Consider the following 25,742-nt stretch of genomic DNA (forward strand, 5'->3'; position numbering starts at 1 on the left):
TCGTCGGTGCGGGTCGAAGGTGTCTGGCGGGCGGTCGCAGCTACGGGAACGTGGTGTTGATGTAGACGGTGCCGAGGGAGCCGCCGAAGCGACAGTTCCCCTTCACTGGCTCCCCGGATGAGTAGTAGGGGGCGATCTGGGCCGAGAAGTCACCGGTCCCGCTCTCGGAGCGGCGGGGCCAGAACTTGTCGAAGTCGCAGGTCCAGTCCTTCGACGGGGTTCCCTCCGCGAAGCGGATGGTCAGGACCGCGAGTGCGCACGAGTCGACCGTGCACTTGCGGCCCGCGGCCACGTCGACGGCATCGGCACAGGCCGGCTGGTCGGCGGAGTCGTCCTGGCACCTGGCTCCCCGACTGATGCCGATGGACGGCGGTGGGGGCTTGGGGGCGAAGACGCTGTTGGATCCGTTGGACTCGTCGCGGCCGCCCGGCGAGTCGTCGTACACCCGGACGAAGATCTCCTGCTCCTGCTCGTACTCCTCGGTGAGGTAGGCGGGCGTCGTGAAGCTGAAGGCACCGGGCCCCGTCGGGCGGAAGGTCTGGGTCGGCGCCGTGCTGCCGCCACTGGTCGAGGTCCGCTTGTTGCGCACGACGTACTCGACGATCGCGGGGTTGCCGTTGCTCGTGCCGGAGATGACCCACTGGATCGACCGGCCGTTCACGATCGGCTGGACGCTGGCCAGCGCGCGGTCGAGGCGGCCGTAGGTCTGGACGTTCTGCGTGCCGCTGAGCGTGCAGCCGGCGGGTGCGTTCTCGTTGCACACGCGCAGCTGCACCTGGTAGGGCTGCTCGTTGCTCGGCACGTTGACCCGCTCGGAGTTGGTGCCGGTCTGCTGCGGGAGGTCCCTCGCAGGCATGCCGTTGACGAGGATGGTGACGTGGCTCTCGGCGCCACGCGCGTCGGGCACCGTGTAGGTGATCTGGGCCTCCTGGCTGGTGCCGGTCGGCGTCGCGGTGAACGCACCCCACTGCGCGGGGCGGCCCACCGCCTCGATCGAGGCCCCGTCGCTCGGCTGCGACCGGTTCTGGATGTTGGCCGCGGTCACCCGGTAGGTGTAGGTCAGCCCGTCGTAGGGCACGCCGGCGTGCACGCAGGTCAGGGAGGCGATCTTCTGGCAACCAGGCACCGCACCCGTCGTACGACCGTTGCTGTAGGTGACGGTGTAGACCGTCGGCCCGGGGCCTTCGGGCAGGACGTCCTGCCAGCCGATGCGGAGGCTGGTCTCGTTGGCGCCCGACTCCAGGTCGGTGACCGTCGGCGCGGGCGGAGCCGGCGGAGTGCCGAGCGGCTGCATCTCCGGACCCGGGCGCGGCAGCGAGTAGTCGACCTTGTTGTGCGCCTTGATCGTGAAGACGTACTTCTCGTTGTTGTTCAGCCCCGTCGCCATGTAGGACGTCTGGTCGCCGGTCACGACGTCCTTCCCGCCGACCCAGGTGATGGTGTAGTCGAGGATCTTCGAGGTCTGCGTCGACGGCTTGTCCCAAGCGACGGTGATGGTGCCGTCGCCACGGTCGACCATCCGGATGTTCTGGACGCGTCCCGGCGCCGTGTCGGCCTGCGCGGACCGCGACAGCTCGCTCCAGTCGCTCATGCCCACCCGGTTCACGGCCGCGGCACGGAAGCTGTAGCGACCGCCGGTCTTGAGCTTGCGGAAGACGCACTCGTTGGTGTCGCAGCGCTGCTTGTCGCCCGAGCGCTCCTCGCGGACCCAGTAGTAGAGGATCGGCGCACCGCCGTCGTCGTCCGGAGGTGCCCACGACATGGTGACCGTGCCGGCCTGGTCGGAGTTCGGGTAGGGGCGCGGCTCGCCGGGCGGGGAGGGTGCGCCGACGACCTCGAACTGGATGCGGCCCTCGGCGCGGCGCGTGGCCGGTGGGCCCGACGAGCCGATGTCGCTGACCACGATCGCGAAGCGCGCCTCCTCCCCGCGTGCGTCCTTGGCCGCGGTGAGGGTGAGCCGGCTGCCCTCGAAGCTCGCGCGGACACCGGGGCTGCCGAGGTTCTCGACCGAGACGATGGTCGGGTCGGGCTCGGCCACGCCTGCGGTGAGGTAGGAGGCGACGTCGATGGTGCGGGACTGGCCCGCCTCCATGGTCTCCACCTTGATCGGGTTCAGCGTGGGGGGCGGCGCCTGGGCGAGGCGGAAGCGCACCACCTCGGTGTTGCTCTCACCGGCCGTGACGGACAGCTCCGCCTCACCGCCCTCGGTGGCGGTGTCAGCCGCCGTGACCTCGACGACGGATCCGTCGGGGCTGCCGGCGTCGAGGCCGTCGAGCCCCTGGCTCCACTCGGCGGCGTAGTCCAGTCCCGCGGCGTCGCGCGGGTCGTCGGTGTAGACGGTGCAGAAGGTGGAGATGTCGAGGTCGATGCGCTGGCCCGACGAGATCGGGAGCACCGTCGAGGGGCACTCGAGCGACGGCTTGTTGTCGCCGACGTAGACCGGGATGGAGAGCAGCACCGTGGCGCCGTCGTCGGTGGTCGTGGTGTCCTCGTTGCCGCTCGCGTCGGTCGCCGTGGTCACCTCGACCAGCAGCGCGCCGGGGCCGCGGTAGGACGCGGGTGCCGAGAGCTCGAAGCGGTTGTCGCCGTCGGGGTTCACCGCGAGCGCGGTCGGCGAGGCGGAGTACGACCGCCGGCCGGAGGCGACGCGTACGTCGAATCCCTCGGGCGCGTCGACGTAGTCGGTGATCTTCCCGCTGGTGGTCTCGCCGGGGTCGAGCTGGATCAGGGCGTCCGGGCGCACGGAGGGCAGGCCGGTGCCGGTCGGGGGGATGTAGACCGAGGCGGACGCGGCAGCACCTGCGCCGTCGCGCACCTCGAAGGGCAGGACCTGCGGCGCCGGCCCGCGGTCGGCGCGCACCTCGACCCCATCGACCACGCGTGCCCCACCGGCGACGTCGACGACCTCGAGGTCCTCCGCCGGGCCGTCGGGGTCGTAGGCGCCCTCGAGCACGTCGACCACGACGCTGCCGCTCTCTCCGGCGCGACCGAAGGCGTCGTAGACCACCGGCGGGTTGTTGTAGTCCTCGGCGGTCTCGAGCGTCATCGTCGCGCGCGACTCGTCGAGGCCGTTGGTGACCTTGTAGACGATGACGACCGAGGGGGCGGCCAGGTCGTCGGGCGCCGTGACCGTGACCAGGTTGGTCTTCGGGTCGAGCTTGGCGTCGTCGGGCGCGTCGAGCAACGTGACGTCGACCGTGTCGCCGGGCGCGACGAAGTCGTTGGCGAGCGGGTCGAAGGTCGCCGTCCGGCCGGGCTCGACCGTGAGCCGGTCCTCGACCGCGAGCGGGGGCTGGGGCTGACCGGGCTCGACGACGGCGACGCGAGCGGTTCCCGTGGCGAAGGCGCCCTGGGAGTCGACGACCGAGTAGCTGAACTCGTCGGTCCCGACGGTGCGCGGATAGGCCTGGTACTCGAGGAAGTTGCCGCCGAAGGAGACGATGCGGCCCAGCCGGGGCGCGGACGTGATGCCGGTGACCGTGACCGGGTCGCCGTTGCGGTCGACCCCGACGCCCGGGACCCGCACCTTGACCGTGCCGCCGGAGACCACGCGGCCCTCCAGCGTCGGCGGCTCGGGCGGGTCGTTGGGGTCGTCGGCGGGCACGATCGTGACCTGGAGGCGGCCGGTGGCGCGCTTGCCGTCGAGGTTCTGCGCGACGTAGGGCACCGTGAAGGTGTCGCGCTCCTTGATCTTCGCGGGCGCGATGTAGCGGACCATCCGGCCGGAGACGAAGGCCTTGCCGACGTCACCGGTCACGTCGATCGGGGCGACCACCTCGAGCTGGCCGGGGACCTCGGCGTCGACGAGGCTGCTGACCAGGGTCAGCCGGTCGCCGGACGGCGAGACGTCGTTGTCGAGGACCGGCGCGGAGACCGAGGACCCGGCACGTACGACGACCTTGTCGGCCACGGTGATCGGCGTGTTGTCGGCAGGGGCCGCGCGCTGGGTGACCACCACCTCGCCACGCACACCGGAATTGGCGCCGTTGCTGATGACGTAGGAGACGGTCTGGGTGACGGGCACGAGGTCCGGCTGCACGGACGAGATGCGCAGCCAGCGGCCGTCGATGATCGCGACGGCGAGGTTGCCCGGGCGGTCGGACGTCGCGCGGGTGACGACCAGCAGGCCGCCGGCCGGATCGAGGTCGTTGGCCAGCACGTCGACGACCCCGGGCGCCTGGCCGTAGACCGTCAGGGTGTCGGGCATCGCGATCGGGTCGGCGGCCCGCTTCGGGCGCGGCTTCACGTCGACCCGGATGGTGCCCTGGTCGAGGTCGGCGTTGCCGTAGCCGGCGTCGTAGTTGAGGAAGTAGGTGCCCGCGCGGTCACCGGTGAAGGTCACGGTTCCGGCGTCGAGGTCGGAGACGACCTTCACACCCGGCTGCTGGGGGACCTTGCCACCCAGGACCAGCTCGGCGTTGGGGGCGGCCGGGTCGGAGCCCGGCAGGTCGTTGAGCAGCGGACGGATCTTGATGGGCTTGCCCACCTCGCCGCGTACGACGTCGGGCTCGGCGCTGGGCGGGAAGGAGTCCTGGTCCTGCGGCGCCTGGACCTGGAAGTTCATCGACCGCCTCACCGGGGTGGAGCGACCGTCGGTCACGGCGAACTCGACCCGGACCAGCTGCTGGCCGTCGGCGCGGGTGGACGGGGCGGTGAAGCGGATCCGGCCGTCGGCCGTGGTGCGGGCCACGGCGCCCGACTCCTCCCCGCCGATCGCCTGCGCGGAGTCGAGGAGCAGCGTGTCGCCGTCGGCGTCGTCGCGCCAGTCGGCGAGCACGGGGACGTCGAGCGCCCCGCCGTGGGGCACCTTGTAGGTGGGCTTCTGGTAGCCCTGACGCAGGTCGGGCGGCTGGTTCTCGCTCGTGCCCCGCACGTCGACGGTGACCGCGGCGTGGGCCTGGAGGCCGTCGCGGCCGTCGTCGATGAAGTAGTCGAAGGTCGACGCCCTGCCCTTCTCGGGCATCTGGAGGACCAGGGTCTGCCCGTCCGGGCTGATCTCGACGCGCGCGCCGCCGGTGGGCTGGTCGACGTCGATGATGCTGAGCAGCCGGCCCTCGGGCGCCGAGTCGTTGTCGAGCGGGTGCAGGACCGTGGTGCGCCCGGCGCGGACGCCGTACGCGTCGGGCTTGGCCCGCGGCGGACGCCGGTCGGCCTCGCTCTGGTTCTCGTCCTTGTCCTCCTCCTCGTCGTTCTTCTTCTTCGAGGTGAAGGCCTCCCAGTTGTCGATCTTGACCGGGTGCTGCTGCTGGACGTCCCACACGGTGCCGCTGACCGCGTCGTTGAGGACGATCTCGCCGCGGTTGACGCGGAAGGCGAGGGTGGTGGCGTCGCCGCCGAGGTCCTCGTCGGTGACGACCTGGCCGCCGCACTCAACGGTCACCGCGCCCTGGCCGCCGGACCAGGCTCCGAAGACGCACGCGCCGAGGCGGACGGGCGCCACCGGGATGCCGGACCGCGTGGAGACGGTCGCGACCTCACCGGAGTCGAGGTCGATGCTGAGCAGTCCGTCACCCGCGCCTACCAGCACGGTGTCGGCGCCGGGCCCGGGCTGCTGGAGCTCGCTGTCGGCGGGCACCGTGACGGTCGCGCCGTCGAGGACCCGCAGCACGCCGGCGTCGGCGTCGAGGGTGACGACGCGCTCGCCGACCGTGGTGACGGCGCTGACCTGGCCCGCATCACCCGGCAGGTCCGCCGTGGTGGGCTTGCCGAGCACCTGGCCGCTCGGGGCGATCGTGGTGACGGTGCCCTTGTCGGCCGAGGTGACGACGACCGTGCCGTCGAGGCCGACCGCGAGCGCGGCGTCCTTGCCCGCCTTGGCGATCGGGTCGACCTGCCGGTCGACCGCGCTCATCACCGGGCCGCCGACCTGGTTGTCGTAGCGCACCGCCCAGACGTGGCCGGACTCGGCGTCGACGGTCGCGAGGGTGCCGCCGCCCATGCCGACGTCGCCCTCCGTGGGGACCGCGGCCGAGCCGCCGTCCTGGGCCTCCAGCCGCGAGGTCTCGATCGACTGGCCGCGCGCGGCGTCGAGGTTGAGGGTCACGACGGCCGCACCGTCCTGCACGACGTCGAGGCGGGACTTGCCGTCCTGACTGGGCACCACGCCGTCGAGCTGGTTGATCGGCTTGTTCATCCGACCCGACCAGCCCTTCTGGCCGTTGACGACCCAGACGCCGCCGTCGTTGAGGTCGGCCTCGTGCGCCTTGTAGCCGTCGGCCGTCACGGCGTACGCCACGAGGGCGGAGGCAGCGACGAGCAGCGCGGCACCGGACGCGATGCCCGCTCGGTGTCGACGCACGAACGACGTTCGCGTCACGCCAGCCCCCCTTGGCCACGGATGACGTGCGCCCACGGCAGTCACCCGGAAGGAGAGTATGTAGGGCGTCAAGGTTCCGACAAGTCGGGACCGCGTGCGTCCGCACCACGTGATGGGTGATGATGGTGGCGTGGGCGCGTACGAGGGGAGCCGACGTTGATCGTGGAAGCGAGGTACTCCGCAGGGGGCGGGGTGCTTCTCGGCAGTGGTGCCCACTGGGTGCTGGTGACCGATCCCGGTGACGAGCAGGTCGTCCAGGAGATCTGGGACGTCCTGGCGATGACCGCGCCCTCGGGCTCGCCCGTCGTCGAGCGCGTGATGGCGATCGTGGAGAAGCACTTCGACGGCGACCCGCCCGGTCTCGCGCTCGTCGACTTCACCTCGGGGGCCTCCTCCACGCTCTCCCGCGGCACCGGCCACGTCCGCCTCGCCGGCCCCTCGCGGGTCCTCAGCCTCGACAGCGGCAGCGACCCCGACCACCTCGCGACGACGCGGCGCCTCGTCGGCGGAGTGGTCGCCGCGGACCGGGTCGAGCTCCAGCCGATCTCGACCCGCACGGCGCCCGCCCCGCACGCGCAGTCGGTCGAGGCACCCCCCGCCTCGGCCGCCCTGATCGACGGGATCCCCGCCGACATCCTCGCCGCCCGCGGTCCCGACGGCCCGCCGCCGCGCACCCGGATGCTGCGGCCGGTGGACGACACCGGTGCGCTGCCCGACACCTCGGAGCCCGACCCGCTGATGGTCGAGCGGATCGAGGAGGGTGCCCACACCACGATCCGCGAGCCCTCCGAGCCGCACACGTCACCCGAGGCGGTCGACGACCACGACGGATCGACCTCCCACCGGCCGGCGCACCTCACCCAGAGCAGCGTGCCGACCGTGCTGGCCGTCAGCTGCCCGCTCGGGCACCTCACTCCCCCGGTCGCGCCCCAGTGCCGGGTCTGCCACCAGCGGATCGCCCCGCAGGAGCCGCGCCGCGTCGAGCGGCCGTCCCTCGGCGGGCTGCGGCTGCCGACCGGCGAGGTCGTGCCGCTGGACCGCGGGGTGATCCTCGGCCGCAAGCCCGCGCCTGCCGAGGGCAGCACCGACTGGCCGCACCTCGTGCACCTGCCCAGCGACCACTCCTTCGTGTCGCGGCGCCACCTGCAGATCGAGCTCGACGGCTGGGACGTGATCGCCCGCGACCTCGACAGCCGCGGTGGTACGACGATCGCCCCGCCCGGCCGCGAGCCGCAGCGGATGCGCCCCGGGGACGCCTACGTCCTCGAGCCCGGTACGGTCCTCGACATGGCGCACGTCTATGCCGTCCGCTTCGAGACGGGGGCGGTTGCCCGGTGAGCGCCCCGGTCATCCCCGGGTTCGCGTTCATCGAGCACCTGGGCAGCGGCGGCTTCGCCGACGTCTTCCTCTACGAGCAGCAGTGGCCGCGCCAGCGCGTCGCGGTGAAGGTCGTGCGGCCCGACGTGCCGCTGACCGATCGCGAGAAGTACCTCTTCACGGCCGAGGCCAACGCGATGGCCCGGCTCGCCGACCACCCCTACATCGTCTCGGTGATCACGGCCGGCGTGACCGCCGAGGGCGGCCGTCCGTTCCTCGTCATGCGCTACTGCCCGCCGCCCGACCTCGGCGTGCGCGTGCGCTCCAACCCGATGGCTCCGGTCGACGCGGTCTCCACCGGCATCAAGCTCGCCAGCGCCATCGAGACCGCCCACCGCTCCGGGATCCTGCACCGCGACATCAAGCCGAGCAACGTCCTCGTCACCACCTACCACGAGCCCGCGCTCACCGACTTCGGCATCGCGGGCCACATGGCCGAGGTCGAGGGCGACAACGACGTCCGCATCTCCTACCCGTGGTCGCCGCCCGAGCTGCTCGACGGCCGGTCCAACGGCTCGGTGGCCTCCGACGTCTACTCCCTCGGCGCCACCATCTGGCACCTCCTCGTCGGGCGTTCGCCCTTCTCCATCCCGTCGGGCGACAACTCCACGCGCGCGCTGAGCGCCCGGATCCTGCACGCCGCTCCCCCGGCGACCCAGCGACCCGACGTGCCGCCGGCGCTCGACCGCCTCCTGCAGCAGTGCCTGGCCAAGAAGCCCGAGCACCGCCCCGAGAGCGCCCTCGAGCTCGCCCGCGCCCTCCAGCGCATCGAGTCCGCGGCCGGCTGGTCGCGCACCGCCGTCGCGGTCGAGGGCGACCGCCCCGACGCCTCGGTCGCGGCGCCGGAGGTGCCCGAGGCACCCGAGGACGCCACGGCGATGAAGCCGGTGACCGTGATCTCGGCCAGCGGCCCCCGTCGCATCGCCGCCCAGGCTCCCGCCGAGGAGCAGGAAGAGCAGGAGGGCGGTGGTGTCTCCCGGCTCGTGTGGGCGGGCGTCGGTGCGGCCGTGCTGGCCGTCCTGCTGGGCTACCTGGTGTTCGGCGGGGGCAAGGAGGAGGACCCGGGCGTGGTGGTGCCGACCGAGTCGGTGACGCCCTCCCCGCTCGTGCCCGACACGCTCACCGAGGCCCCGACGCTCACTGGTCGTCGTACGGCACGGGGGGTGCTGTTCGAGTGGAACGCACCCGTCCCGCTCGAGGACGGCGACGCGTTCAGCTACTACCGCGACGACACCGAGGAGTTCGGCAGCACCGTCAAGAAGCAGCTGCTGGTGCGCACGCCCGACCCGATCTGCCTCGACCTGCGGATGACCCGCGGGTCCGACAGCTCACCGAGCGCGAGCCAGTGCGTCACCTGATCGCGGCCTGCGTCCTCGTGCTGGGCGTCTCGGGCACGGCCGCAGGGGCGCCCGCGCCCGACCCGACGCGTGCCTCTCCGGGCGCCGACCGGGTCCTCGACCTGCTCGGCCGGGCTCGCATCGTCGACGACATCGGCTACCAGCCCGGCTACGACCGCGACTGCGACCCCGGCGCCTGCGTCTTCGGCGAGCCGTGGACCGACGACCACGACGGCCCCAAGGGCCACAACGGCTGCACCACCCGCGAGGACGTCCTGCTCATGCAGATGACGGACATCGAGATGCGCTGGGGGTCGAAGTGCCGGATCTACCAGGCGCGGCTGCGCGACCCGTACTCCGGCGAGCGGATGACCTGGCGCGACGACGGCTACTACATCTCGATCGACCACGTCTACCCGCTGGCCCGTGCCTGGCACGCCGGGGCGTGGGCGTGGACCCCGCGCCGTCGCGTGGCCTTCGCCAACGACGTACGTCGTGAGCTGCTCGCGGTCTCCGCACGCACCAACGAGGCCAAGGAGGCCGACGGGCCGGCGGACTGGCTGCCCCCGTGGCGGCGCTACCGCTGCACCTACGTGACGAAGTACCTCCGGGTGGCCCTGACGTGGGACCTGCCCCTCACCACGGCCGACGCCGAGGCCGTACGCCGGGTCGCCCAGACCTGCTGAGCGACCCCGGCGTGCCGAGCGGCGCTCGGCTCAGTCGTCCTCCCAGTCGCGGCGGGGACCCGTGGCCGCGTCCTGCTGCTCCGGGGTCATCCGGCTCGAGGCCCACAGGGACAGCACGGCCGTGACGGCGAGCGTGGCCAGGATGACCACCAGCGAGAGCCAGATCGGGATGTCCGGCGCCCACCCGATGTGGTGGCCGCCGTTGATGAACGACAGCTCGTTCTCGTGCATCGCGTGCAGGATCAGCTTCACGCCGATGAACGCGAGCAGGAACGCCAGGCCGTAGGACAGGTAGATCAGGCGCTCCAGCAGGCCGCCGATGAGGAAGTAGAGCTGGCGCAGGCCCATCAGCGCGAAGATGTTGGCCGTGAGCACCAGGTAGGGCTCCTTGGTGATGCCGAAGATCGCTGGGATCGAGTCCAGGGCGAACAGCAGGTCGGTCGTGCCGAGGGTGATGATCACGATGAACATCGGCGTGATCATCTTCTTGGCGCCCTCTCCCGCGACCAGCAGCTTCCGGCCGTGCCACTCCGACGTGGCCGGGAAGCGGCGCTCCACGAAGGCGACGAGCTTGTTCTCCTCGAACTCGTCGTCCTCGTCCTCCGCACCCTCCTTGGCGAGCTTGATGGCCGTGTAGACCAAGAACAGGCCGAAGAGGTAGAAGACCCAGCTGAAGTTGTTGATCGCGGCCGCGCCGACGCCGATGAAGATCGCGCGCATGACCAGCGCCATCACGATGCCGATCATCAGGGCGTACTGCTGGAGCTCCTTGGGCACGGCGAACTTCGCCATGATGATGATGAAGATGAAGAGGTTGTCGATCGACAGGGAGTACTCGACCAGCCAGCCGGAGAAGAACTCCAGGCCGTGCTGGTGGTCCCAGGTCAGCCACACGCCGATGCCGAATAGGATCGCGAGGCCGACGTAGAGCGAGAGGTAGGTCGCGCACTCCTTCATGCTCGGCTCGTGCGGCCGGCGGCCGACGATCACGAGGTCGAAGGTGAAGACGACGATGGTCACCGCGAAGGTCGCGATCCAGACCCAGGTGGGGACGTCCACGCTGTTGGCTCCTAGGGATGAAGGTGAGTTCGGTGTCCGCGCAGCGCGCGTCCACCGGAGGTCTCTTCCGCTCACCTAGTCGGGTGAACCAGTGGCACCGGGCACCGCTCGCGCGGACACCGTGATGACGACACCACCGCGGGGAAATACTCCCCTCCAGCCCGCCTAGTCTTTCACGTCCGGCGGGGAGCAGGCGATTTCGGGGTCAGCGTCCACCGAATGGGACGCCGAGCGCGGCCAGCCGGGCCTCGCCGCCGTCCACGGCGGTGAGCACCCAGGCACCCCGCGGGGTGACGGTGAAGGTGTGCTCGAAGTGCGCCGACATCGAGCCGTCGACCGTGGCGACGGTCCACTCGTCCTCGAGCAGGTCGGTGTGCTTGCTGCCGAGCGTGACCATCGGCTCCACGGCGAGCGCGAGGCCCTCGACGATCGAGGGGCCGCGGCCGCGACGGCCGTAGTTGGGCACGTTGGGGGCCATGTGCATCTCGGTGCCGATGCCGTGGCCGGTGTAGTCCTCGAGGATGCCGTAGCGGCCCTGGGAGCGGACGTAGGTCTCGACGGCGTGGCTGATGTCGGTGACGCGGCCACCGAGGCGGGCAGCGGCCATGCCGCGCCAGAGCGACTCCTCGGTGACGCGCAGGAGCTCGTGCACGTCGTCGGCCACCTCGCCGATCGGGACGGTGATGGCGGCGTCGCCGTGCCAGCCCTCGACGATCGCGCCGCAGTCGATGGAGATCACGTCACCCTCGGCCAGCGTGCGCGGGCCGGGGATGCCGTGGACGACCTCGTCGTTGACCGAGGCGCAGATCGTCGCCGGGAACGGGGGTACGCCGTAGCCGAGGAAGGACGGCACGCCACCGTGGTCGCGGATGTTGGTCTCCGCGAGCGTGTCGAGCTCCTTGGTGGTGACGCCCGGTCGAGCGGCGTCGCGGAGCAGCTCGAGGGTCTCCCCCACCAGCCGCCCCGCGACGCGCATCAGGTCGATCTGCTCGGGGGTCTTGATCTCGATCCCCCGGTCCCGGAACGCCATGCTCAGTCCTCGGGTCGGGTCAGCTCTGCGGGACCACGTCGAGGGCGGCGAAGATGCGCGCCGTCACGTCGTCGACCTCGCCCATCCCGTCGACCTCGATGAGGATGCCGCGCTCGCGGTAGACCTCGATGAGCGGCTCGGTCTGCTCGGAGTAGACCTCCTGGCGGCGCCGGATGACGTCCTCGGTGTCGTCGGCGCGGCCGTCGGTCTGCGCCCGCTGGAGCAGGCGCTGGACGAGCTCCTCGGGGTCGACCGTCAGCACGACGACCGCGTCGAGCTGGTGGCCGGTGAACTTGATCATCCCGTCGAGCTCGGTCACCTGCGCCAGGGTGCGCGGGTAGCCGTCGAGCAGGAAGCCGGGGACCGCGTCGTCCTCGTCGATGCGGTTGCGGACCATGAGGTTGGTGACCTCGTCCGGGACGTACTCGCCGGCGTCCATGTAGCGCTTGGCCTCGACACCCAGCGGGGTGCCCTGCGAGACGTTGGCGCGGAAGATGTCACCCGTCGAGATGGCCGGGATGCCGAAGTGGTCGGCGACGAACTTGGCCTGGGTGCCCTTGCCCGCACCCGGCGGGCCCATGAGGATGAGTCTCATTAACGGAGGAATCCTTCGTAGTTGCGCTGCTGGAGCTGGCTCTCGATCTGCTTCACCGTGTCGAGCGCGACACCCACCATGATGAGGATGGACGTGCCGCCGAAGGGGAAGTTCTGGTTGGCCTGCACGATGGAGAACGCCACCAGCGGGATCAACGAGAGGAGGCCGAGGTAGATGGCTCCAGGGAACGTGATGCGGGACAGGACGTAGGACAGGTAGTCCTCGGTCGGCTTGCCCGCCCGGATCCCGGGGATGAAGCCGCCGTACTTCTTCATGTTGTCCGCCACCTCTTCAGGGTTGAAGGTGATCGAGACGTAGAAGTACGTGAAGAAGATGATGAGCAGGAAGTACGCGATCATGTAGAGCGGGTGGTCGCCGCGCACGAGGTAGGTGCCGACGAAGTCGAGCACCGGGTTCTTGCTGTCGGGGTTGAACTGCACCGCCATCGCCGGAAGGTAGAGCAGCGACGAGGCGAAGATGACCGGGATGATGCCGGCCTGGTTGACCTTGAGCGGGATGTAGGTCGAGTTGCCGCCGAACATCTTGCGTCCGACCATGCGGCGGGCGTACTGCACCGGGATGCGGCGCTGCGCCTGCTCGATGAAGATGACCGCCGCGACCAGGATCAGGCCGATGATCATCACGATGCCGAAGGTGACCCAGCCCTTGGAGGTCTGGACGCTCCACAGGGACGCCGGGAAGGTGGCGACGACCTGCGTGAAGATGAGGATCGACATGCCGTTGCCGATGCCGCGGTCGGTGATGAGCTCACCGAGCCACATGATGACCGCGGTGCCCGCGGTCATGGTGACGACCATGACCAGGAACGTGCCGGTGCCGTCGCTGTGCAGGAGGTCGCGGTCACAGCCCTGGAGCAGCGCCTTGTTGCGCGCGAGCGCCACGATGCCGGTCGCCTGCAGGACCGCGAGGCCCAGCGTCAGGTAGCGGGTGTACTGGGTGATCTTCGCCTGGCCGGCCTGGCCCTCCTTCTTCAGCGCCTCGAGCCGTGGGATCACCACGACGAGCAGCTGCAGGATGATGGAGGCCGTGATGTACGGCATGATCCCGAGCGCGAAGATGGTGAGCTGGAGCAGCGCACCGCCGGAGAAGAGGTTGATCAGGCTGTAGAGCCCGCCCTGCTCCAGGTCGCTGATGCAGGCCTGGACGTTGGCGACGTTGACACCTGGGGTGGGGACCTGGGAGCCGAGCCGGAAGATCGTGACGATCAGCAGGACGAAGAGCAGCTTCTTCCGCAGGTCCGGGGTCCGGAAAGCGTTGGCGAACGCGCCTAGCACTGGTTCCTCTTTCGTAAGGGTGCCCGGCCTGGTGGGGCGGGCGGACGAGAGACCCTCACCGTCGTACGGCGAAGGGCCCGGGGAAGCCTAACAAGTCGCAGGAGTGGCCCGCTTCCCCGCTAACGACAAAGGCCCGGCCGACAGTTCCCACTGTGCGGCCGGGCCTTCACCGAATGTGCGATCTCTGGCCTCAGGCCACGGTCGCGGTGCCGCCTGCAGCCTCGATCTTCTCCTTGGCGGAGGACGAGAACGCGTCGACACTGACCTGGAGGGCGACCGAGATGTCGCCCTGGCCTAGGACCTTGACGGGCTGGCCCTTGCGGACGGCGCCCTTGGCCACCAGGTCGGCGACGGTCACGGCGCCACCCTCGGGGAACAGCTCGCCGAGGCGGTCGAGGTTGACGACCTGGAACTCCACGCGGAAGGGGTTCTTGAAGCCCTTCAGCTTGGGCAGGCGCATGTGGATCGGCATCTGGCCACCCTCGAAGGCAACCGGAACCTGGTAGCGCGCCTTGGTGCCCTTGGTACCGCGGCCGGCGGTCTTGCCCTTGGAGCCCTCACCGCGACCCACGCGGGTCTTGGCGGTCTTGGCACCCGGAGCGGGACGCAAGTGGTGCAGCTTGAGCGTCATGTCACTCCACCTCCTCGAACGTCACCAGGTGACGGACGGTGTTGATCATGCCCCGGATCTCCGGGCGGTCTTCCTTCACGACGACGTCGCCGATGCGCTTGAGACCGAGGGAACGAAGCGTCTCGCGCTGGTTGGCCTTGAGGCCGACCGTGCCGCGCTTCTGCTGGACCTTGAGCTGTGCCATTACTGCTGCACCCCCGCCGTCGCCTCGAGCTGGCCCTCGGCACGCGCCTTGAGCAGGGCAGCCGGGGTGACGTCCTCGACGCGCATGCCGCGGCGAGCGGCCACGGCCTCGGGCTCCTCGAGCATCCGCAGCGCCTCGACCGTCGCGTGGACGATGTTGATCTGGTTGGACGAACCGAGCGACTTGCTCAGCACGTCGTGGATGCCGGCGCACTCGAGCACCGCGCGCACCGGGCCACCGGCGATCACACCGGTACCGGGAGCGGCGGGACGCAGCAGGACGACGCCTGCGGCCTTCTCGCCCTGGACCGGGTGCGGGATGGTGCCCTGGATGCGGGGGACCTTGAAGAAGTGCTTCTTGGCCTCCTCGACACCCTTGGCGATCGCGGCGGGGACCTCCTTGGCCTTGCCGTAGCCGACGCCGACCATCCCCTCGCCGTCACCGACGATCACGAGGGCGGTGAAGCTGAAGCGACGACCACCCTTCACGACCTTGGCGACACGGTTGATGGCCACGACCCGCTCGATGTAGACAGACTTCTCGGCCTGACCGCGACCGTTGTCGCGTCCGCGACGGTCGCCCGAGCCACCGCTGCGCTGTCCGCGCTGGGCTCCGCTCATGAGATGTGCTCCATATCTAGGTTCTCTCTCTTCTCGCGACGAGCGCGATCAGAAGGACAATCCGCCCTCACGGGCGGCATCGGCGAGGGCCGCGATGCGGCCGTGGTACTTGTTGCCGGCGCGGTCGAAGACGACGCCCTCGATGCCAGCGGCCTTGGCGCGCTGGGCGACGAGCTCGCCGACCAGCTTGGCCTTGGCGGTCTTGTCACCGTCGGTGCCGCGGACGTCGGCCTCCATGGTGGAGGCGTACGCCAGCGTGGCGCCCTGGAGGTCGTCGACGACCTGCACCGAGAGGTGCTTGGCCGACTTGGTGACCACCAGGCGGGGACGCTCGGCAGTGCCGTGGATCCGCTTGCGACCGCGCGCCTGGCGGCGCAGACGGGCACGGACGCGGTTCGCGGTGTGCTTGTTGTTGCTCAGCGAGATCGCCATGTCACTTACCGGCCTTTCCGACCTTGCGGCGGATGTGCTCGCCGGCGTAACGCACGCCCTTGCCCTTGTAGGGCTCGGGCTTGCGGAGCTTGCGGATCTTGGCCGCAACCTCGCCGACGAGCTGCTTGTCGATGCCGACGACACCGAGCTTGGTCGGGCCCTCGGTGGTGAAGGTGATGCCCTCGGGGGCGTCGAAGATGATCGGGTGCGAGTAGCCGAGCTGGAACTCCAGCTGGGTCGGGCCCTTGGGCAGGACGCGGTAGCCCACGCCCACGATCTCGAGCTTCTTCTCGTAGCCCTCGGTGACACCCACCACCATGTTGTTGATGAGCGTGCGGGTCAGGCCGTGCAGCGAGCGGCTGTTGCGCTCGTCGTCCGGGCGCTGCACCTCGAGGATGCCGTCCTCGCCCTTGGCGACCGTGATCGGCGAGGCGACGGTGTGCGACAGGGTGCCCTTGGGGCCCTTGACGGTCACCAGCGACTCGTCGATCGCGACGTCGACACCGGACGGGACCGCGATGGGGAGCTTGCCAATGCGCGACATGCTTCTCTCTCTTCCTGGTCTCAGTAGGTCCGGGTCACCAGACGTAGGCGAGGACTTCGCCGCCCACGCCCTTCTGGTTCGCCTGGCGGTCGGTCAACAGGCCCTGCGACGTCGAGATGATCGCGACGCCGAGGCCACCGAGGACCTTGGGCAGGTTGGTGTGCTTGGCGTACACGCGCAGGCCGGGCTTGCTGATGCGGCGGACGCCGGCGATCGAGCGCTCCCGGTTGCGGCCGTACTTGAGCGTGACGGTCAGCGTCTTGCCGACGGCGGGCTCGCCCTCGGCGGAGAGGTTGTCCGCGACGTCGTAGGAGGTGATGTAGCCCTCCTGCTTGAGGATCTCCGCGAGGCCGGCCTTCATCTTGCTGTAAGGCATCGACACCACGTCGTGGTACGCCTGGTTGGCGTTGCGCAGACGCGTGAGCATGTCTGCGATCGGGTCAGTCATCGTCATGATGTGGTTCTTTCTCGTCGTGGTTTCCCCAGACCCGCGGTCGGGGGACCTGCAACGTGTGTGAGGTGATTACCAGGAGGACTTGGTGACGCCGGGGAGCTCGCCGCGGTGGGCCATCTCCCGCAGGCAGATCCGGCACAGGCCGAACTTGCGGTAGACGGCCTTCGGGCGGCCGCAGCGCTGGCAGCGGGTGTAGCCGCGGACAGCGAACTTCGGCTTGCGAGCGGCCTTGACCTTGAGTGCAGTCTTCGCCATGTCAGTTCTCCTTGAACGGGAAGCCGAGCTGCTTGAGCAGCGCCCGACCCTCGTCGTCGTTGGTCGCCGTGGTCACCACGGTGATGTCCATGCCGCGCGACCGGTCGATCCGGTCCTGGTTGATCTCGTGGAACATGACCTGCTCGGTGAGACCGAAGGTGTAGTTGCCGTTGCCGTCGAACTGCTTCGGCGAGAGGCCGCGGAAGTCGCGGATGCGGGGCAGGGCCAGCGAGAGCAGCCGGTCGAGGAACTCCCACATGCGGTCGCCGCGCAGCGTGACGTGAGCGCCGATCGGCATGCCCTCACGCAGCTTGAACTGCGCGATGGACTTGCGGGCCTTGGTCACGGCCGGCTTCTGGCCGGTGATCGCGGTGAGGTCGCGGATCGCGCCCTCGATCAGCTTGGAGTCACGAGCAGCCTCGCCGACACCCATGTTGACCACGATCTTGGTCAGGCCGGGGACCTGCATGATGTTGGCGATCTCGAACTCGGAGCGCAGCGCGGGGATGATCTCCTCGCGGTAGCGGGCCTTCAGACGAGGAATCTCGGTGGTGGTCTCAGCCATCTCAGATCTCCTTGCCGGTCTTGCGGGACACGCGGACCGAGCGGGTGGCGCTGTAGGTCGAGCCGTCGGGACGGCGCTTGGTGACCTCGTCGCGACGGAAGCCGACGCGGGTGACGCCGTCACCCTCGACCAGCATCACGTTGGAGACGTGGATGGGCGCCTCGCGGGTGATGATGCCGCCGGTGGTGTTGGTCTGCTGCACGGACTTGGTGTGGCGCTTGACGAGGTTGACGCCCTCGACGATCACGCGGTCCTCCTCGCGGAGCACCGAGATGACCTTGCCCTGGGCACCCTTGTCCTTGCCTGCGATCACCTTGACGGTGTCGCCCTTCTTGATGTTCATGTTCTTACCCATGTCTCAGAGCACCTCCGGGGCGAGCGAGATGATCTTCATGAAGCGCTTCTCGCGCAGCTCGCGGCCGACGGGGCCGAAGATGCGCGTGCCACGGGGCTCGCCGTCGTTCTTGAGGATGACGGCGGCGTTCTCGTCGAAGCGGATGTAGGAACCGTCGGCGCGGCGACGCTCCTTGACGGTGCGTACGACCACGGCCTTGACGACGTCGCCCTTCTTGACGTTGCCACCGGGGATCGCGTCCTTGACGGTGGCGACGATGACGTCACCGATGCCGGCGTAGCGACGCCCAGAGCCACCGAGAACACGGATGCAGAGGATCTCCTTCGCACCGGTGTTGTCGGCGACCTTGAGTCGCGACTCCTGCTGGATCATTGGTTTCTCCTGGTTGTCGAGCTGGTTCTCGCCCTCTCAGCGGAGAGCGAGCCTGGCCGAACTGATGTGTGGATGTGGAGCTCGAGGCCGGTGGGCCTCAGGTCACTTGGCCTTCTCGAGGACCTCGACGAGGCGCCAGCGCTTGGTGGCCGACAGCGGACGGGTCTCCATGATCAGGACCCGGTCGCCGATGCCGCACTGGTTGGTCTCGTCGTGGGCCTTCAGGCGCGACGTCTTGCGCAGGACCTTGCCGTAGAGGGCGTGCTTCACGCGGTCCTCGACCGCGACGACGATGGTCTTGTCCATCTTGTCGCTGACGACGAGACCCTCGCGGGTCTTGCGCTGGTTGCGCTCGACAGTGTTCTCGCTCATGCCTTCGCCTCTTCGTTGTTCGCGCCCGGGGTGGTGCGGATCCCGAGCTCGCGCTCGCGGACCACGGTGTAGATCCGGGCGATGTCCTTCTTGACCACGCGGAGTCGGCCGTGGCTCTCGAGCTGGCCGGTGGCCGCCTGGAACCGGAGGTTGAAAAGCTCCTCCTTGGCCTCGCGCAGCTTCGCCTCCAGGTCGGTGGCGTTGAGCTCGTCGAGCTCGTGGGCGTTCAGCTTGGTAGCCATCAGAATTCACCGGCCTCACGGGAGATGAACCGGCACTTCATCGGAAGCTTGTGCATCGCGCGGCGCATGGCCTCACGAGCAGTCACCTCGTCGACACCGGAGAGTTCGAACATGACGCGGCCGGGCTTGACGTTGGCAACCCACCACTCGGGGGAACCCTTGCCGGAACCCATGCGGGTCTCGGCAGGCTTCTTGGTCAGCGGGCGGTCCGGGTAGATGTTGATCCAGACCTTTCCGCCACGCTTGATGTGACGGGTCATGGCGATACGAGCGGACTCGATCTGTCGGTTGGTCACGTAGTGACCCTCGACCGCCTGGATGCCGAAGTCACCGAAGGCCAGCGACGTGCCACCCTTGGCAACGCCACGGCGCTTGGGGTGGTGCTGCTTGCGGTGCTTGACGCGACGGGGCATCAACATGAGGTCAGGCCTCCGTTCCTGCGCTCGGAGCAGCCTCGGCAGCCGGAGCCTCGGAGGACTCGGTGCGAGGTGCGCGGTCGCCGCGCGAGCCACGGCTCGGGCGCTCGCCGCCACGGGTGTTGGGACGACCGCCGCGACCGGGGGCACCGGCGCGGGCGGCCTGCTGGGCCTGACGCTCGGCACGGGTGCCGGCGACCTCGCCCTTGTAGATCCAGACCTTCACGCCGATGCGGCCGAAGGTGGTCTTGGCCTCGTAGAAGCCGTAGTCGATGTCGGCGCGGAGCGTGTGCAGGGGCACGCGGCCCTCGCGGTAGAACTCCGTGCGGGACATCTCGGCGCCGTTGAGACGACCCGAGCACTGGATCCGGATGCCCTTGGCACCCGAGCGCATCGAGGTCTGCATGGCCTTGCGCATCGCGCGGCGGAACTGCACGCGACCGGCGAGCTGCTCGGCGACGCCCTGGGCGACCAGCTGCGCGTCGATCTCGGGCTGCTTCACCTCGAGGATGTTGAGCTGCACCTGCTTGCCGGTGAGCTTCTCGAGCTCGCCGCGGATGCGGTCGGCCTCGGCGCCACGGCGACCGATGACGATGCCGGGACGCGCGGTGTGGATGTCCACACGGACGCGGTCACGGGTGCGCTCGATCTCGACCTTGGCGATGCCGGCCCGCTCCATGCCCTTGGAGAGCAGCTTGCGGATAGCGACGTCCTCACCGACGTACGACTTGTAGAGCTTGTCGGCGTACCAACGGCTCTTGTGGTCGGTGGAGATGCCCAGGCGGAAGCCGTTCGGGTTGATCTTCTGGCCCATCAGGCACCCTTTCCGTTCTTGCCCTGCTTGGTGGTCAGCGCGTCGGCCGGCTGCACCGCGAGGGTGATGTGGCTGGTGCGCTTGTTGATGCGGGTCGCGCGGCCCTGGGCACGCGGACGCCAACGCTTCATCGTCGGGCCCTCGTCCACCATGGCGACGGTGAGCACGAGGTCGGCCCGGTTGAGGCCCTCGGTGGTCTCCGCGTTGGCGACGGCGCTCTCCAGCACCTTGTATACGGTCTCGGAGGCGGCCTGCGGCGCGAACTGCAGCAGGGTGAGGGCCTCGTCGACCTGGAGGCCGCGGACCATGTCGACGACACGGCGGGCCTTCATCGGGGTGATCCGCACGTAGCGTGCGCTGGCGAACGCGCCCGGCTGGTCGCCGAGCAGCGACTCGCGGCGCGCACTGGTGCGGCTGCGCTCGGTGGTGCTCATCGACGGCGTCCCTTCCGGTCTTCCTTGACGTGTCCGCGGTAGGTGCGGGTGGGTGCGAACTCCCCGAGCTTGTGGCCGACCATGGAGTCGGTCACGAAGACCGGGACGTGCTTGCGACCGTCGTGCACGGCGATGGTGTGACCGATCATGTCGGGCACGATCATCGACCGGCGCGACCAGGTCTTGATGACGTTGTGCGAGCCCTTCTCGTTCTCGGCGTCCACCTTCTTCTGGAGGTGGCCGTCCACGAAGGGACCCTTCTTGAGGCTACGAGGCATGTCGGTTACTTCCTACCCTTGCCGGACTTGCGACGACGGATGATCTGGGAGTCGCTGGCCTTGCGCTTGCGCGTGCGGCCCTCGGGCTTGCCCCAGGGGGAGACCGGGTGGCGACCACCGGAGGTCTTGCCCTCACCACCACCGTGCGGGTGGTCGACCGGGTTCATGACGACACCGCGGACGGTCGGGCGGACGCCCTTCCACCGCATGCGGCCGGCCTTGCCCCAGTTGATGTTCGACTGCTCGGCGTTGCCGACCTCGCCGATCGTCGCGCGGCAGCGCACGTCGACGAAGCGCATCTCGCCCGAGGGCATGCGCAGCGTGGCGCGGCTGCCCTCACGGGCGACCAGCTGGGCGGAGTTGCCGGCCGAGCGGGCGATCTTGGCGCCGCCGCCCGGACGAAGCTCCACGCAGTGGATGGTCGAGCCGACCGGGATGTTGCGCAGCGGCAGGTTGTTGCCGGGCTTGATGTCGGCGTTCGGGCCGGACTCCACGACGGTGCCCTGCTCGAGGCCCTTGGGCGCCACGATGTAGCGCTTCTCGCCGTCGAAGTAGTGCAGCAGCGCGATGCGAGCGGTGCGGTTGGGGTCGTACTCGATGTGAGCGACCTTGGCCGGCACGCCGTCCTTGTCGTAGCGACGGAAGTCGATGACGCGGTAGGCACGCTTGTGACCGCCACCCTTGTGCCGGGTGGTGATGCGGCCCTGGTTGTTGCGGCCACCGTTCTTGGGCAGCGGGCGCGTCAGCGACTTCTCCGGCGTGGTCCGGGTGATCTCGACGAAGTCGGCCACCGACGAGCCACGACGGCCCGGCGTGGTCGGCTTGTACTTGCGGATTGCCATGTCAGTTCCTAGTCAGGAGCCCGGTCAGGAGACCGGACCTCCGAAGATGTCGATGCGGTGGCCCTCGGCGAGGCTGACGATCGCGCGCTTGGTGTTGGGACGCTTGCCCAGGCCGTAGCGGGTGCGACGCGTCTTGCCCTGGCGGTTGATCGTGTTGACCGAGGTGACCTTGACGTCGAAGACCTTCTCGACCGCGATCTTGATCTCGGTCTTGTTGGCGTCCGGGTGGACGATGAAGGTGTACTTGTTGGCGTCGAGGAGGCCGTAGCTCTTCTCCGACACGACCGGCGCGATCAGGATGTCGCGGTGGTCCTTGTGCAGGGTGCTCACTTGTCGTCCTCCTTCGGACCACCGGCGCGCACGAAGCCAGCAGCCTCGGCGTCCTCGGCGCTCTTGAACCAGAACTCCGCCTCGGTGGCGTCGTACCACTGGCCGTCCGGCTCGTGGTACTTGCCCGAGTCGGCGTTGCCCTTGACCTCGTAGCCCTTGGGCGCCTTGCCGCTCTTTAGCGGGGCCTTGGCACCCTTCGGCAGCTCCGGGGCCTCGTCGGCAGCCGGGACCTCGGCGAACGCCTTGATCTCGGTGTCGGACTCGGCGGCCGGCTCGGCCTTCTCGGACTTCGCAGCCTTGGCTGCGGGCTTCTCGGCCTTCTCGACCTTGGCGGCCGGGGCGGCGGAGGCGCCACCGACGAAGACGTCGTAGGCACCCTTGGTGAAGACCACGTCGTCAGCGGCGAGCACGTCGTAGGTGTTGAGCTGGTCGACGGCGACGATGTGGACCTCGGGCGCGTTGCGCAGCGAGAGCCAGGTGATCGCGTCGGAGCGCTCGAGCACCACGAGGTAGCCCACGCGGTCGGTCAGCGACGTCAGCGTGGCGAGGGCCGACTTGGTGGAGGGCTTGTCGCCCGACACCAGGGAGTCGACCACGTGGATCCGGTCGTTGCGCGCCCGGTCGGAGAGGGCACCGCGCAGAGCCGCGGCCTTCATCTTCTTGGGGGTGCGCTGGTCGTAGCTGCGCGGCTGCGGGCCGTGGACGGTGCCACCGCCAGCGAACTGCGGAGCGCGGGTCGAGCCCTGGCGGGCGCGACCGGTGCCCTTCTGCTTGTAGGGCTTGCGGCCACCGCCGCGGACCTCGCCGCGGGTCTTGGTGGCGTGCGTGCCCTGACGCGCGGCAGCCTGCTGCGCGACCACGACCTGGTGGATCAGCGGGACGTTGACCTCGACGTCGAAGATCTCGGCGGGGAGGTCGACCTTGACGGTCTTGACAGCCATGCTCAGGCCTCCTTGCCAGAGTTGGTGGAGCTCTTGGCGGCCGAGCGGAGAACCACGAGACCGTTCTTGGGGCCGGGAACGGCGCCCTTCACGAGGATCAGGCCCTTCTCGGCGTCGACGGCGTGCACCGTCAGGTTCTGGGTGGTGACCGTGTCGTTACCCATGCGGCCGGCCATGCGGGTGCCCTTGAACACGCGACCGGGGGTCGCGCAGGCGCCGATGGAGCCCGGCTTGCGGTGGTTGCGGTGGGCACCGTGCGAGGCGGAGACGCCGTGGAAGCCGTGACGCTTCATGACACCGGCGAAGCCCTTGCCCTTGCTGGTGCCGGTGACGTCGATCTCCTCGCCGGCGGCGAAGGTGTCGACGCCGAGCTCCTGGCCCACGGTGTAGGTGGCGGCGTCAGCGGTGCGGATCTCGGCCACGTGGCGACGGGGGGTGACCCCGGCCTTGGTGAAGTGACCGGCCTCGGGCGAGTTGACCTTGCGGGCCTCGATCTCGCCGAACCCGACCTGGATGGCGTTGTAGCCATCGACCTCGGGCTGGCGGACCTGGGTGACCACGTTGGTGCTCGCGGCGATGACGGTCACGGGGACGACCTTGTTGTTCTCGTCCCAGAGCTGGGTCATGCCGAGCTTGGTGCCCAGCAGGCCCTTCACGTTGCGTTCGAAAGTGTTCGACATGTCGGCCCTCAGAGCTTGATCTCGATGTCGACACCGGCAGGCAGGTCGAGGCGCATCAGCGAGTCGACGGTCTTCGGCGTCGGGTCGATGATGTCGATCAGACGCTTGTGCGTCCGCATCTCGAAGTGCTCGCGGGAGTCCTTGTACTTGTGGGGCGAACGGATGACGCAGTACACGTTCTTCTCGGTCGGCAGCGGCACAGGGCCGGCGACCTTCGCACCCGTACGGGTGACGGTGTCCACGATCTTCCGCGCCGAGGTGTCGATCACCTCGTGGTCATAGGCCTTGAGCCTGATGCGGATCTTCTGTCCCGCCATAGGTCCCTGTCCTCTTCGATCTCGTACGCCTGGTCTGGTTTCGGCTCTCAGCCCCTGGTGGGCGAGCGCCGCCTGTCTCTCCTCCACCCTCCGACCCCCGCGGTCGGGCGTGTCGCGGATCTTGCTCGTGACACGACCCCGAAGGGAAGCGGTGTTTCTCTGGGTGGCACCCGCCGGCTGGCGGATCTGGTCGGGTCTCCGATCACCGGGTGATCTGGTGCGGCGCACGCAGACGACTGGCTCGATCAAGGAGACGCGATTCAGAAGTCAAGGTGTGCCGTACCCCGGCGACCCGCCGGAGCAACCGGAACATCTTGACAGACTCCGCACGCCCACGCCAAATCGGAATGGTGGGCCGGGCGATGTCGTCCGCCTCACACTCCCCCGGCGCCCGTCGCGAAGTCCATCAGACGCCGTCCGGTGCCGGTCATGGACCCGTCGACGGGGTCCACGAGCAGCTCCCAGCCGTGCCCGGACCGACGCTCGACGAAGGGTACGCCGGCGTCGCGCGCGAGCGCCCGTGCAGCCCGGAAGAGCTGGGCACCGTCACTGCGCGCCATCACGACGAGCCCCTCGGGTGACAGGTCGGACGCCAGCGGGGCGAGGTCGACGCCGTCCCACGTCGAGGGCCCGGACACGTCCGCCCAGGCGTCGACGTCGGCTCCTGCGGCGACCGCGATCACGGTCAGCGACCCGCCCATCGACGTACCGAGCAGCACCACACGCTCGGCCCCGTAGTCGGTGCGCGCCAGCTCGACGGCCGCAGCGACCTCGTTGAGCGGATCGGCGTCCTCCGCGTCGGCGCACGTCGACTCCCCGTAGCCGCACGGGTTGACGAGGAGGGACGTCAGTCCGGCATCCTCGGCCGCCGCCGTCGCCCAGCGCCCCCATCCGCACATCCCGCCGATCTGCGGGAGCAGGACCGCGACCCTGTCGTTGGACTCCGGACCGATCCGGGCGGCCTCGATGTCACCGCCGGTCGCACCCGTGAAGCCGAACGCCTCGAGCTCGGCGTCCTCGGGGATGGCAGAGACGCAGCGCTCGCGGAGCGCAGCCGTCGCATCGGCGGGGTCATCCACGGCTGCGCCCGGTGACGGTGCCGGTGGGGCGTCGTCCCCGGTCGAGCATCCGGCGAGGACGAGCACCGTCAGCAGCGCCACCGCTGCCCAGCGGCCCCCGTCCCGTCGCATGCCAGAAGGGTAGGGAGGGCGTCGCGGGAGGTCGAGGACCTACGCTCCGAGGATGGCGACCGTGCTGCGCGACCTGTGGGACTTCGACGATCCGGAGGGGAGCGAGCAGCGTTTCCGCACGCTCGCAGCGGACGCCGCCGAGCCGGAGGCGAGCTGTGCCCTCACGCAGGTCGCGCGGGCGCTCGGCCTCCGGGAGAGGTACGACGACGGGCACGCCGTCCTCGACCGCCTCTCCCCCGACGACCCGGAGGTCCGGGTGCGGCTCGCGCTGGAGCGCGGGCGGCTCGTCCGCTCGGGAGGCGACCCGGGCGCCGCCCGTCCGCTCTTCGAGGAGGCAGCGGCCCAGGCCCGCGACACGGGGCTCGAGGAGCTCGAGGTCGACGCCCTCCACATGGTGGCCCTCGTCGTGGACCCGGCCGACCAGCTGGCGGCGCACGAGGTCGCGCTGGACCGTGCGCGGTCGGCGAGCGACCCGGTGGCCCGCGACTGGGACGCCTCGCTCCTCAACAACATCGGCATGACCCATGCCGACGCCGGCGACCACGCCGCGGCCCTGGTCGCCTTCGAGGACGCCCTCGAGGCGCGCGAGCGCATCGGCGACCTGTCGCGCACCCGGGTCGCGAAGTGGATGGTGGCCTGGTCGCTGCGCCACCTCGGCCGGGTCGACGAGGCCCGCGCGATGCAGCGCGCGCTGAAGGCCGAGCTGGAGGCCGCCGGCGAGCACGACCCCTACGTCGACGAGGAGCTGGGGCTGCTCGGATAGCCCTTGCCACCCCTCG

31 protein-coding genes are annotated in these 25,742 nt (G+C 69.7%); 4 read left to right on the forward strand and 27 right to left on the reverse strand.

Translation table 11 applies throughout. The annotated features are described in order from the left end of the window. Window positions 1–40: 40 nt before the first annotated feature. Window positions 41–6,316: an Ig-like domain-containing protein gene (locus tag J2X46_RS03675; protein ID WP_310247026.1), complete on the reverse strand. Its 6,276-nt coding sequence runs from the start codon at window positions 6,314–6,316 to the stop codon at window positions 41–43. A gap of 192 nt (window positions 6,317–6,508) precedes the next feature. On the opposite strand from J2X46_RS03675, the gene J2X46_RS03680 reads away from it, so the two are divergent. From J2X46_RS03680 to J2X46_RS03690, 3 genes are read left to right on the forward strand one after another with little or no spacing between them, the layout of a single operon-like run. Next, entirely contained in the window at window positions 6,509–7,654 is a 1,146-nt protein-coding gene (locus tag J2X46_RS03680; RefSeq protein WP_310247027.1) for an FHA domain-containing protein, read from the forward strand. Then, on the forward strand, window positions 7,651–9,051 hold the full coding sequence (locus J2X46_RS03685; RefSeq protein ID WP_310247029.1) for a serine/threonine-protein kinase: 1,401 nt from the start codon (window positions 7,651–7,653) through the stop codon (window positions 9,049–9,051). The genes J2X46_RS03680 and J2X46_RS03685 overlap by 4 nt, the downstream gene beginning before the upstream one ends. Further along, window positions 9,039–9,716 carry an HNH endonuclease family protein gene (locus tag J2X46_RS03690; protein WP_310247032.1) on the forward strand — a complete coding sequence of 226 codons (678 nt, stop codon included), beginning with the start codon at window positions 9,039–9,041 and terminating at the stop codon, window positions 9,714–9,716. Before J2X46_RS03685 ends, J2X46_RS03690 begins: the two co-directional genes overlap by 13 nt. A gap of 30 nt (window positions 9,717–9,746) precedes the next feature. Here the strand turns inward: J2X46_RS03690 and J2X46_RS03695 are convergent, their stop codons facing one another. From J2X46_RS03695 to J2X46_RS03820, 26 genes are all read right to left on the reverse strand, one after another. Then, window positions 9,747–10,775, reverse strand: coding sequence for a TerC family protein (locus tag J2X46_RS03695; RefSeq protein WP_310247034.1), 1,029 nt, complete (start codon window positions 10,773–10,775; stop codon window positions 9,747–9,749). A 205-nt stretch (window positions 10,776–10,980) separates the two neighbouring features. Next, a complete protein-coding gene (gene map, locus J2X46_RS03700; RefSeq protein ID WP_310247036.1) occupies window positions 10,981–11,805 on the reverse strand; it encodes a type I methionyl aminopeptidase in 825 nt (274 codons plus the stop codon). Window positions 11,806–11,824: 19 nt separating this feature from the next. Beyond that, window positions 11,825–12,400: an adenylate kinase gene (locus tag J2X46_RS03705; RefSeq protein WP_310247039.1), complete on the reverse strand. Its 576-nt coding sequence runs from the start codon at window positions 12,398–12,400 to the stop codon at window positions 11,825–11,827. Further along, entirely contained in the window at window positions 12,400–13,695 is a 1,296-nt protein-coding gene (gene secY, locus J2X46_RS03710; protein ID WP_310247041.1) for a preprotein translocase subunit SecY, read from the reverse strand. The genes J2X46_RS03705 and secY overlap by 1 nt, the downstream gene beginning before the upstream one ends. Window positions 13,696–13,885: 190 nt before the next feature. Beyond that, window positions 13,886–14,326, reverse strand: a complete 441-nt coding sequence (gene rplO, locus J2X46_RS03715; protein WP_310247043.1) for a 50S ribosomal protein L15 — start codon at window positions 14,324–14,326, stop codon at window positions 13,886–13,888. 1 nt (window position 14,327) lies between these two features. Beyond that, the gene (gene rpmD, locus J2X46_RS03720; RefSeq protein ID WP_090969275.1) at window positions 14,328–14,510 is read right to left on the reverse strand and encodes a 50S ribosomal protein L30; all 183 of its coding nucleotides are present in this window, start codon (window positions 14,508–14,510) and stop codon (window positions 14,328–14,330) included. After that, window positions 14,510–15,130 carry a 30S ribosomal protein S5 gene (rpsE, locus tag J2X46_RS03725; protein WP_310247046.1) on the reverse strand — a complete coding sequence of 207 codons (621 nt, stop codon included), beginning with the start codon at window positions 15,128–15,130 and terminating at the stop codon, window positions 14,510–14,512. The genes rpmD and rpsE overlap by 1 nt, the downstream gene beginning before the upstream one ends. 48 nt (window positions 15,131–15,178) lie before the next feature. Then, window positions 15,179–15,562, reverse strand: coding sequence for a 50S ribosomal protein L18 (rplR, locus tag J2X46_RS03730; protein ID WP_310247049.1), 384 nt, complete (start codon window positions 15,560–15,562; stop codon window positions 15,179–15,181). 1 nt (window position 15,563) lies between these two features. Further along, a complete protein-coding gene (gene rplF / locus J2X46_RS03735; protein WP_310247051.1) occupies window positions 15,564–16,106 on the reverse strand; it encodes a 50S ribosomal protein L6 in 543 nt (180 codons plus the stop codon). 34 nt (window positions 16,107–16,140) lie between these two features. Next, on the reverse strand, window positions 16,141–16,560 hold the full coding sequence (gene rpsH, locus J2X46_RS03740; RefSeq protein ID WP_310247052.1) for a 30S ribosomal protein S8: 420 nt from the start codon (window positions 16,558–16,560) through the stop codon (window positions 16,141–16,143). A gap of 69 nt (window positions 16,561–16,629) precedes the next feature. After that, window positions 16,630–16,815 (reverse strand): type Z 30S ribosomal protein S14, encoded by a 186-nt coding sequence (locus tag J2X46_RS03745; RefSeq protein WP_011757321.1) that lies wholly within the window; start codon window positions 16,813–16,815, stop codon window positions 16,630–16,632. Window position 16,816: 1 nt separating this feature from the next. Beyond that, the gene (rplE, locus tag J2X46_RS03750; RefSeq protein WP_310247054.1) at window positions 16,817–17,380 is read right to left on the reverse strand and encodes a 50S ribosomal protein L5; all 564 of its coding nucleotides are present in this window, start codon (window positions 17,378–17,380) and stop codon (window positions 16,817–16,819) included. A gap of 1 nt (window position 17,381) precedes the next feature. Then, window positions 17,382–17,735, reverse strand: coding sequence for a 50S ribosomal protein L24 (rplX, locus tag J2X46_RS03755; protein ID WP_310247057.1), 354 nt, complete (start codon window positions 17,733–17,735; stop codon window positions 17,382–17,384). Between the two features lie 3 nt (window positions 17,736–17,738). Further along, window positions 17,739–18,107 carry a 50S ribosomal protein L14 gene (gene rplN / locus J2X46_RS03760; protein WP_056599693.1) on the reverse strand — a complete coding sequence of 123 codons (369 nt, stop codon included), beginning with the start codon at window positions 18,105–18,107 and terminating at the stop codon, window positions 17,739–17,741. Between the two features lie 102 nt (window positions 18,108–18,209). Next, entirely contained in the window at window positions 18,210–18,479 is a 270-nt protein-coding gene (gene rpsQ, locus J2X46_RS03765) for a 30S ribosomal protein S17 (protein WP_310247060.1), read from the reverse strand. After that, window positions 18,476–18,721 carry a 50S ribosomal protein L29 gene (rpmC, locus tag J2X46_RS03770; protein ID WP_310247061.1) on the reverse strand — a complete coding sequence of 82 codons (246 nt, stop codon included), beginning with the start codon at window positions 18,719–18,721 and terminating at the stop codon, window positions 18,476–18,478. Before rpmC ends, rpsQ begins: the two co-directional genes overlap by 4 nt. Beyond that, window positions 18,721–19,140 carry a 50S ribosomal protein L16 gene (gene rplP, locus J2X46_RS03775; protein WP_135838849.1) on the reverse strand — a complete coding sequence of 140 codons (420 nt, stop codon included), beginning with the start codon at window positions 19,138–19,140 and terminating at the stop codon, window positions 18,721–18,723. Before rplP ends, rpmC begins: the two co-directional genes overlap by 1 nt. 4 nt (window positions 19,141–19,144) lie before the next feature. Beyond that, entirely contained in the window at window positions 19,145–19,951 is an 807-nt protein-coding gene (gene rpsC / locus J2X46_RS03780; RefSeq protein ID WP_310247063.1) for a 30S ribosomal protein S3, read from the reverse strand. Continuing rightward, entirely contained in the window at window positions 19,951–20,385 is a 435-nt protein-coding gene (gene rplV, locus J2X46_RS03785; protein WP_310247066.1) for a 50S ribosomal protein L22, read from the reverse strand. The genes rpsC and rplV overlap by 1 nt, the downstream gene beginning before the upstream one ends. After that, the gene (gene rpsS, locus J2X46_RS03790) at window positions 20,382–20,663 is read right to left on the reverse strand and encodes a 30S ribosomal protein S19 (protein WP_056906592.1); all 282 of its coding nucleotides are present in this window, start codon (window positions 20,661–20,663) and stop codon (window positions 20,382–20,384) included. The genes rplV and rpsS overlap by 4 nt, the downstream gene beginning before the upstream one ends. 5 nt (window positions 20,664–20,668) lie before the next feature. Beyond that, window positions 20,669–21,505, reverse strand: a complete 837-nt coding sequence (gene rplB, locus J2X46_RS03795) for a 50S ribosomal protein L2 (protein ID WP_310247067.1) — start codon at window positions 21,503–21,505, stop codon at window positions 20,669–20,671. A gap of 24 nt (window positions 21,506–21,529) precedes the next feature. Then, window positions 21,530–21,835, reverse strand: coding sequence for a 50S ribosomal protein L23 (gene rplW, locus J2X46_RS03800; protein WP_210650185.1), 306 nt, complete (start codon window positions 21,833–21,835; stop codon window positions 21,530–21,532). Further along, entirely contained in the window at window positions 21,832–22,776 is a 945-nt protein-coding gene (gene rplD, locus J2X46_RS03805; protein ID WP_310247072.1) for a 50S ribosomal protein L4, read from the reverse strand. The genes rplW and rplD overlap by 4 nt, the downstream gene beginning before the upstream one ends. A 2-nt stretch (window positions 22,777–22,778) precedes the next feature. Beyond that, window positions 22,779–23,456, reverse strand: coding sequence for a 50S ribosomal protein L3 (rplC, locus tag J2X46_RS03810; RefSeq protein WP_310247075.1), 678 nt, complete (start codon window positions 23,454–23,456; stop codon window positions 22,779–22,781). 8 nt (window positions 23,457–23,464) lie between these two features. Further along, window positions 23,465–23,773, reverse strand: coding sequence for a 30S ribosomal protein S10 (gene rpsJ, locus J2X46_RS03815; protein WP_008360994.1), 309 nt, complete (start codon window positions 23,771–23,773; stop codon window positions 23,465–23,467). Between the two features lie 374 nt (window positions 23,774–24,147). Then, window positions 24,148–24,963 (reverse strand): hypothetical protein, encoded by an 816-nt coding sequence (locus tag J2X46_RS03820; protein ID WP_310247078.1) that lies wholly within the window; start codon window positions 24,961–24,963, stop codon window positions 24,148–24,150. 52 nt (window positions 24,964–25,015) lie between these two features. Between J2X46_RS03820 and J2X46_RS03825 the strand changes: the two genes are divergently transcribed. Next, window positions 25,016–25,726, forward strand: coding sequence for a tetratricopeptide repeat protein (locus J2X46_RS03825; RefSeq protein WP_310247081.1), 711 nt, complete (start codon window positions 25,016–25,018; stop codon window positions 25,724–25,726). Window positions 25,727–25,742: the final 16 nt, after the last annotated feature.

The organism is Nocardioides sp. BE266 (assembly GCF_031457855.1).
GTDB lineage: Bacteria > Actinomycetota > Actinomycetes > Propionibacteriales > Nocardioidaceae > Nocardioides.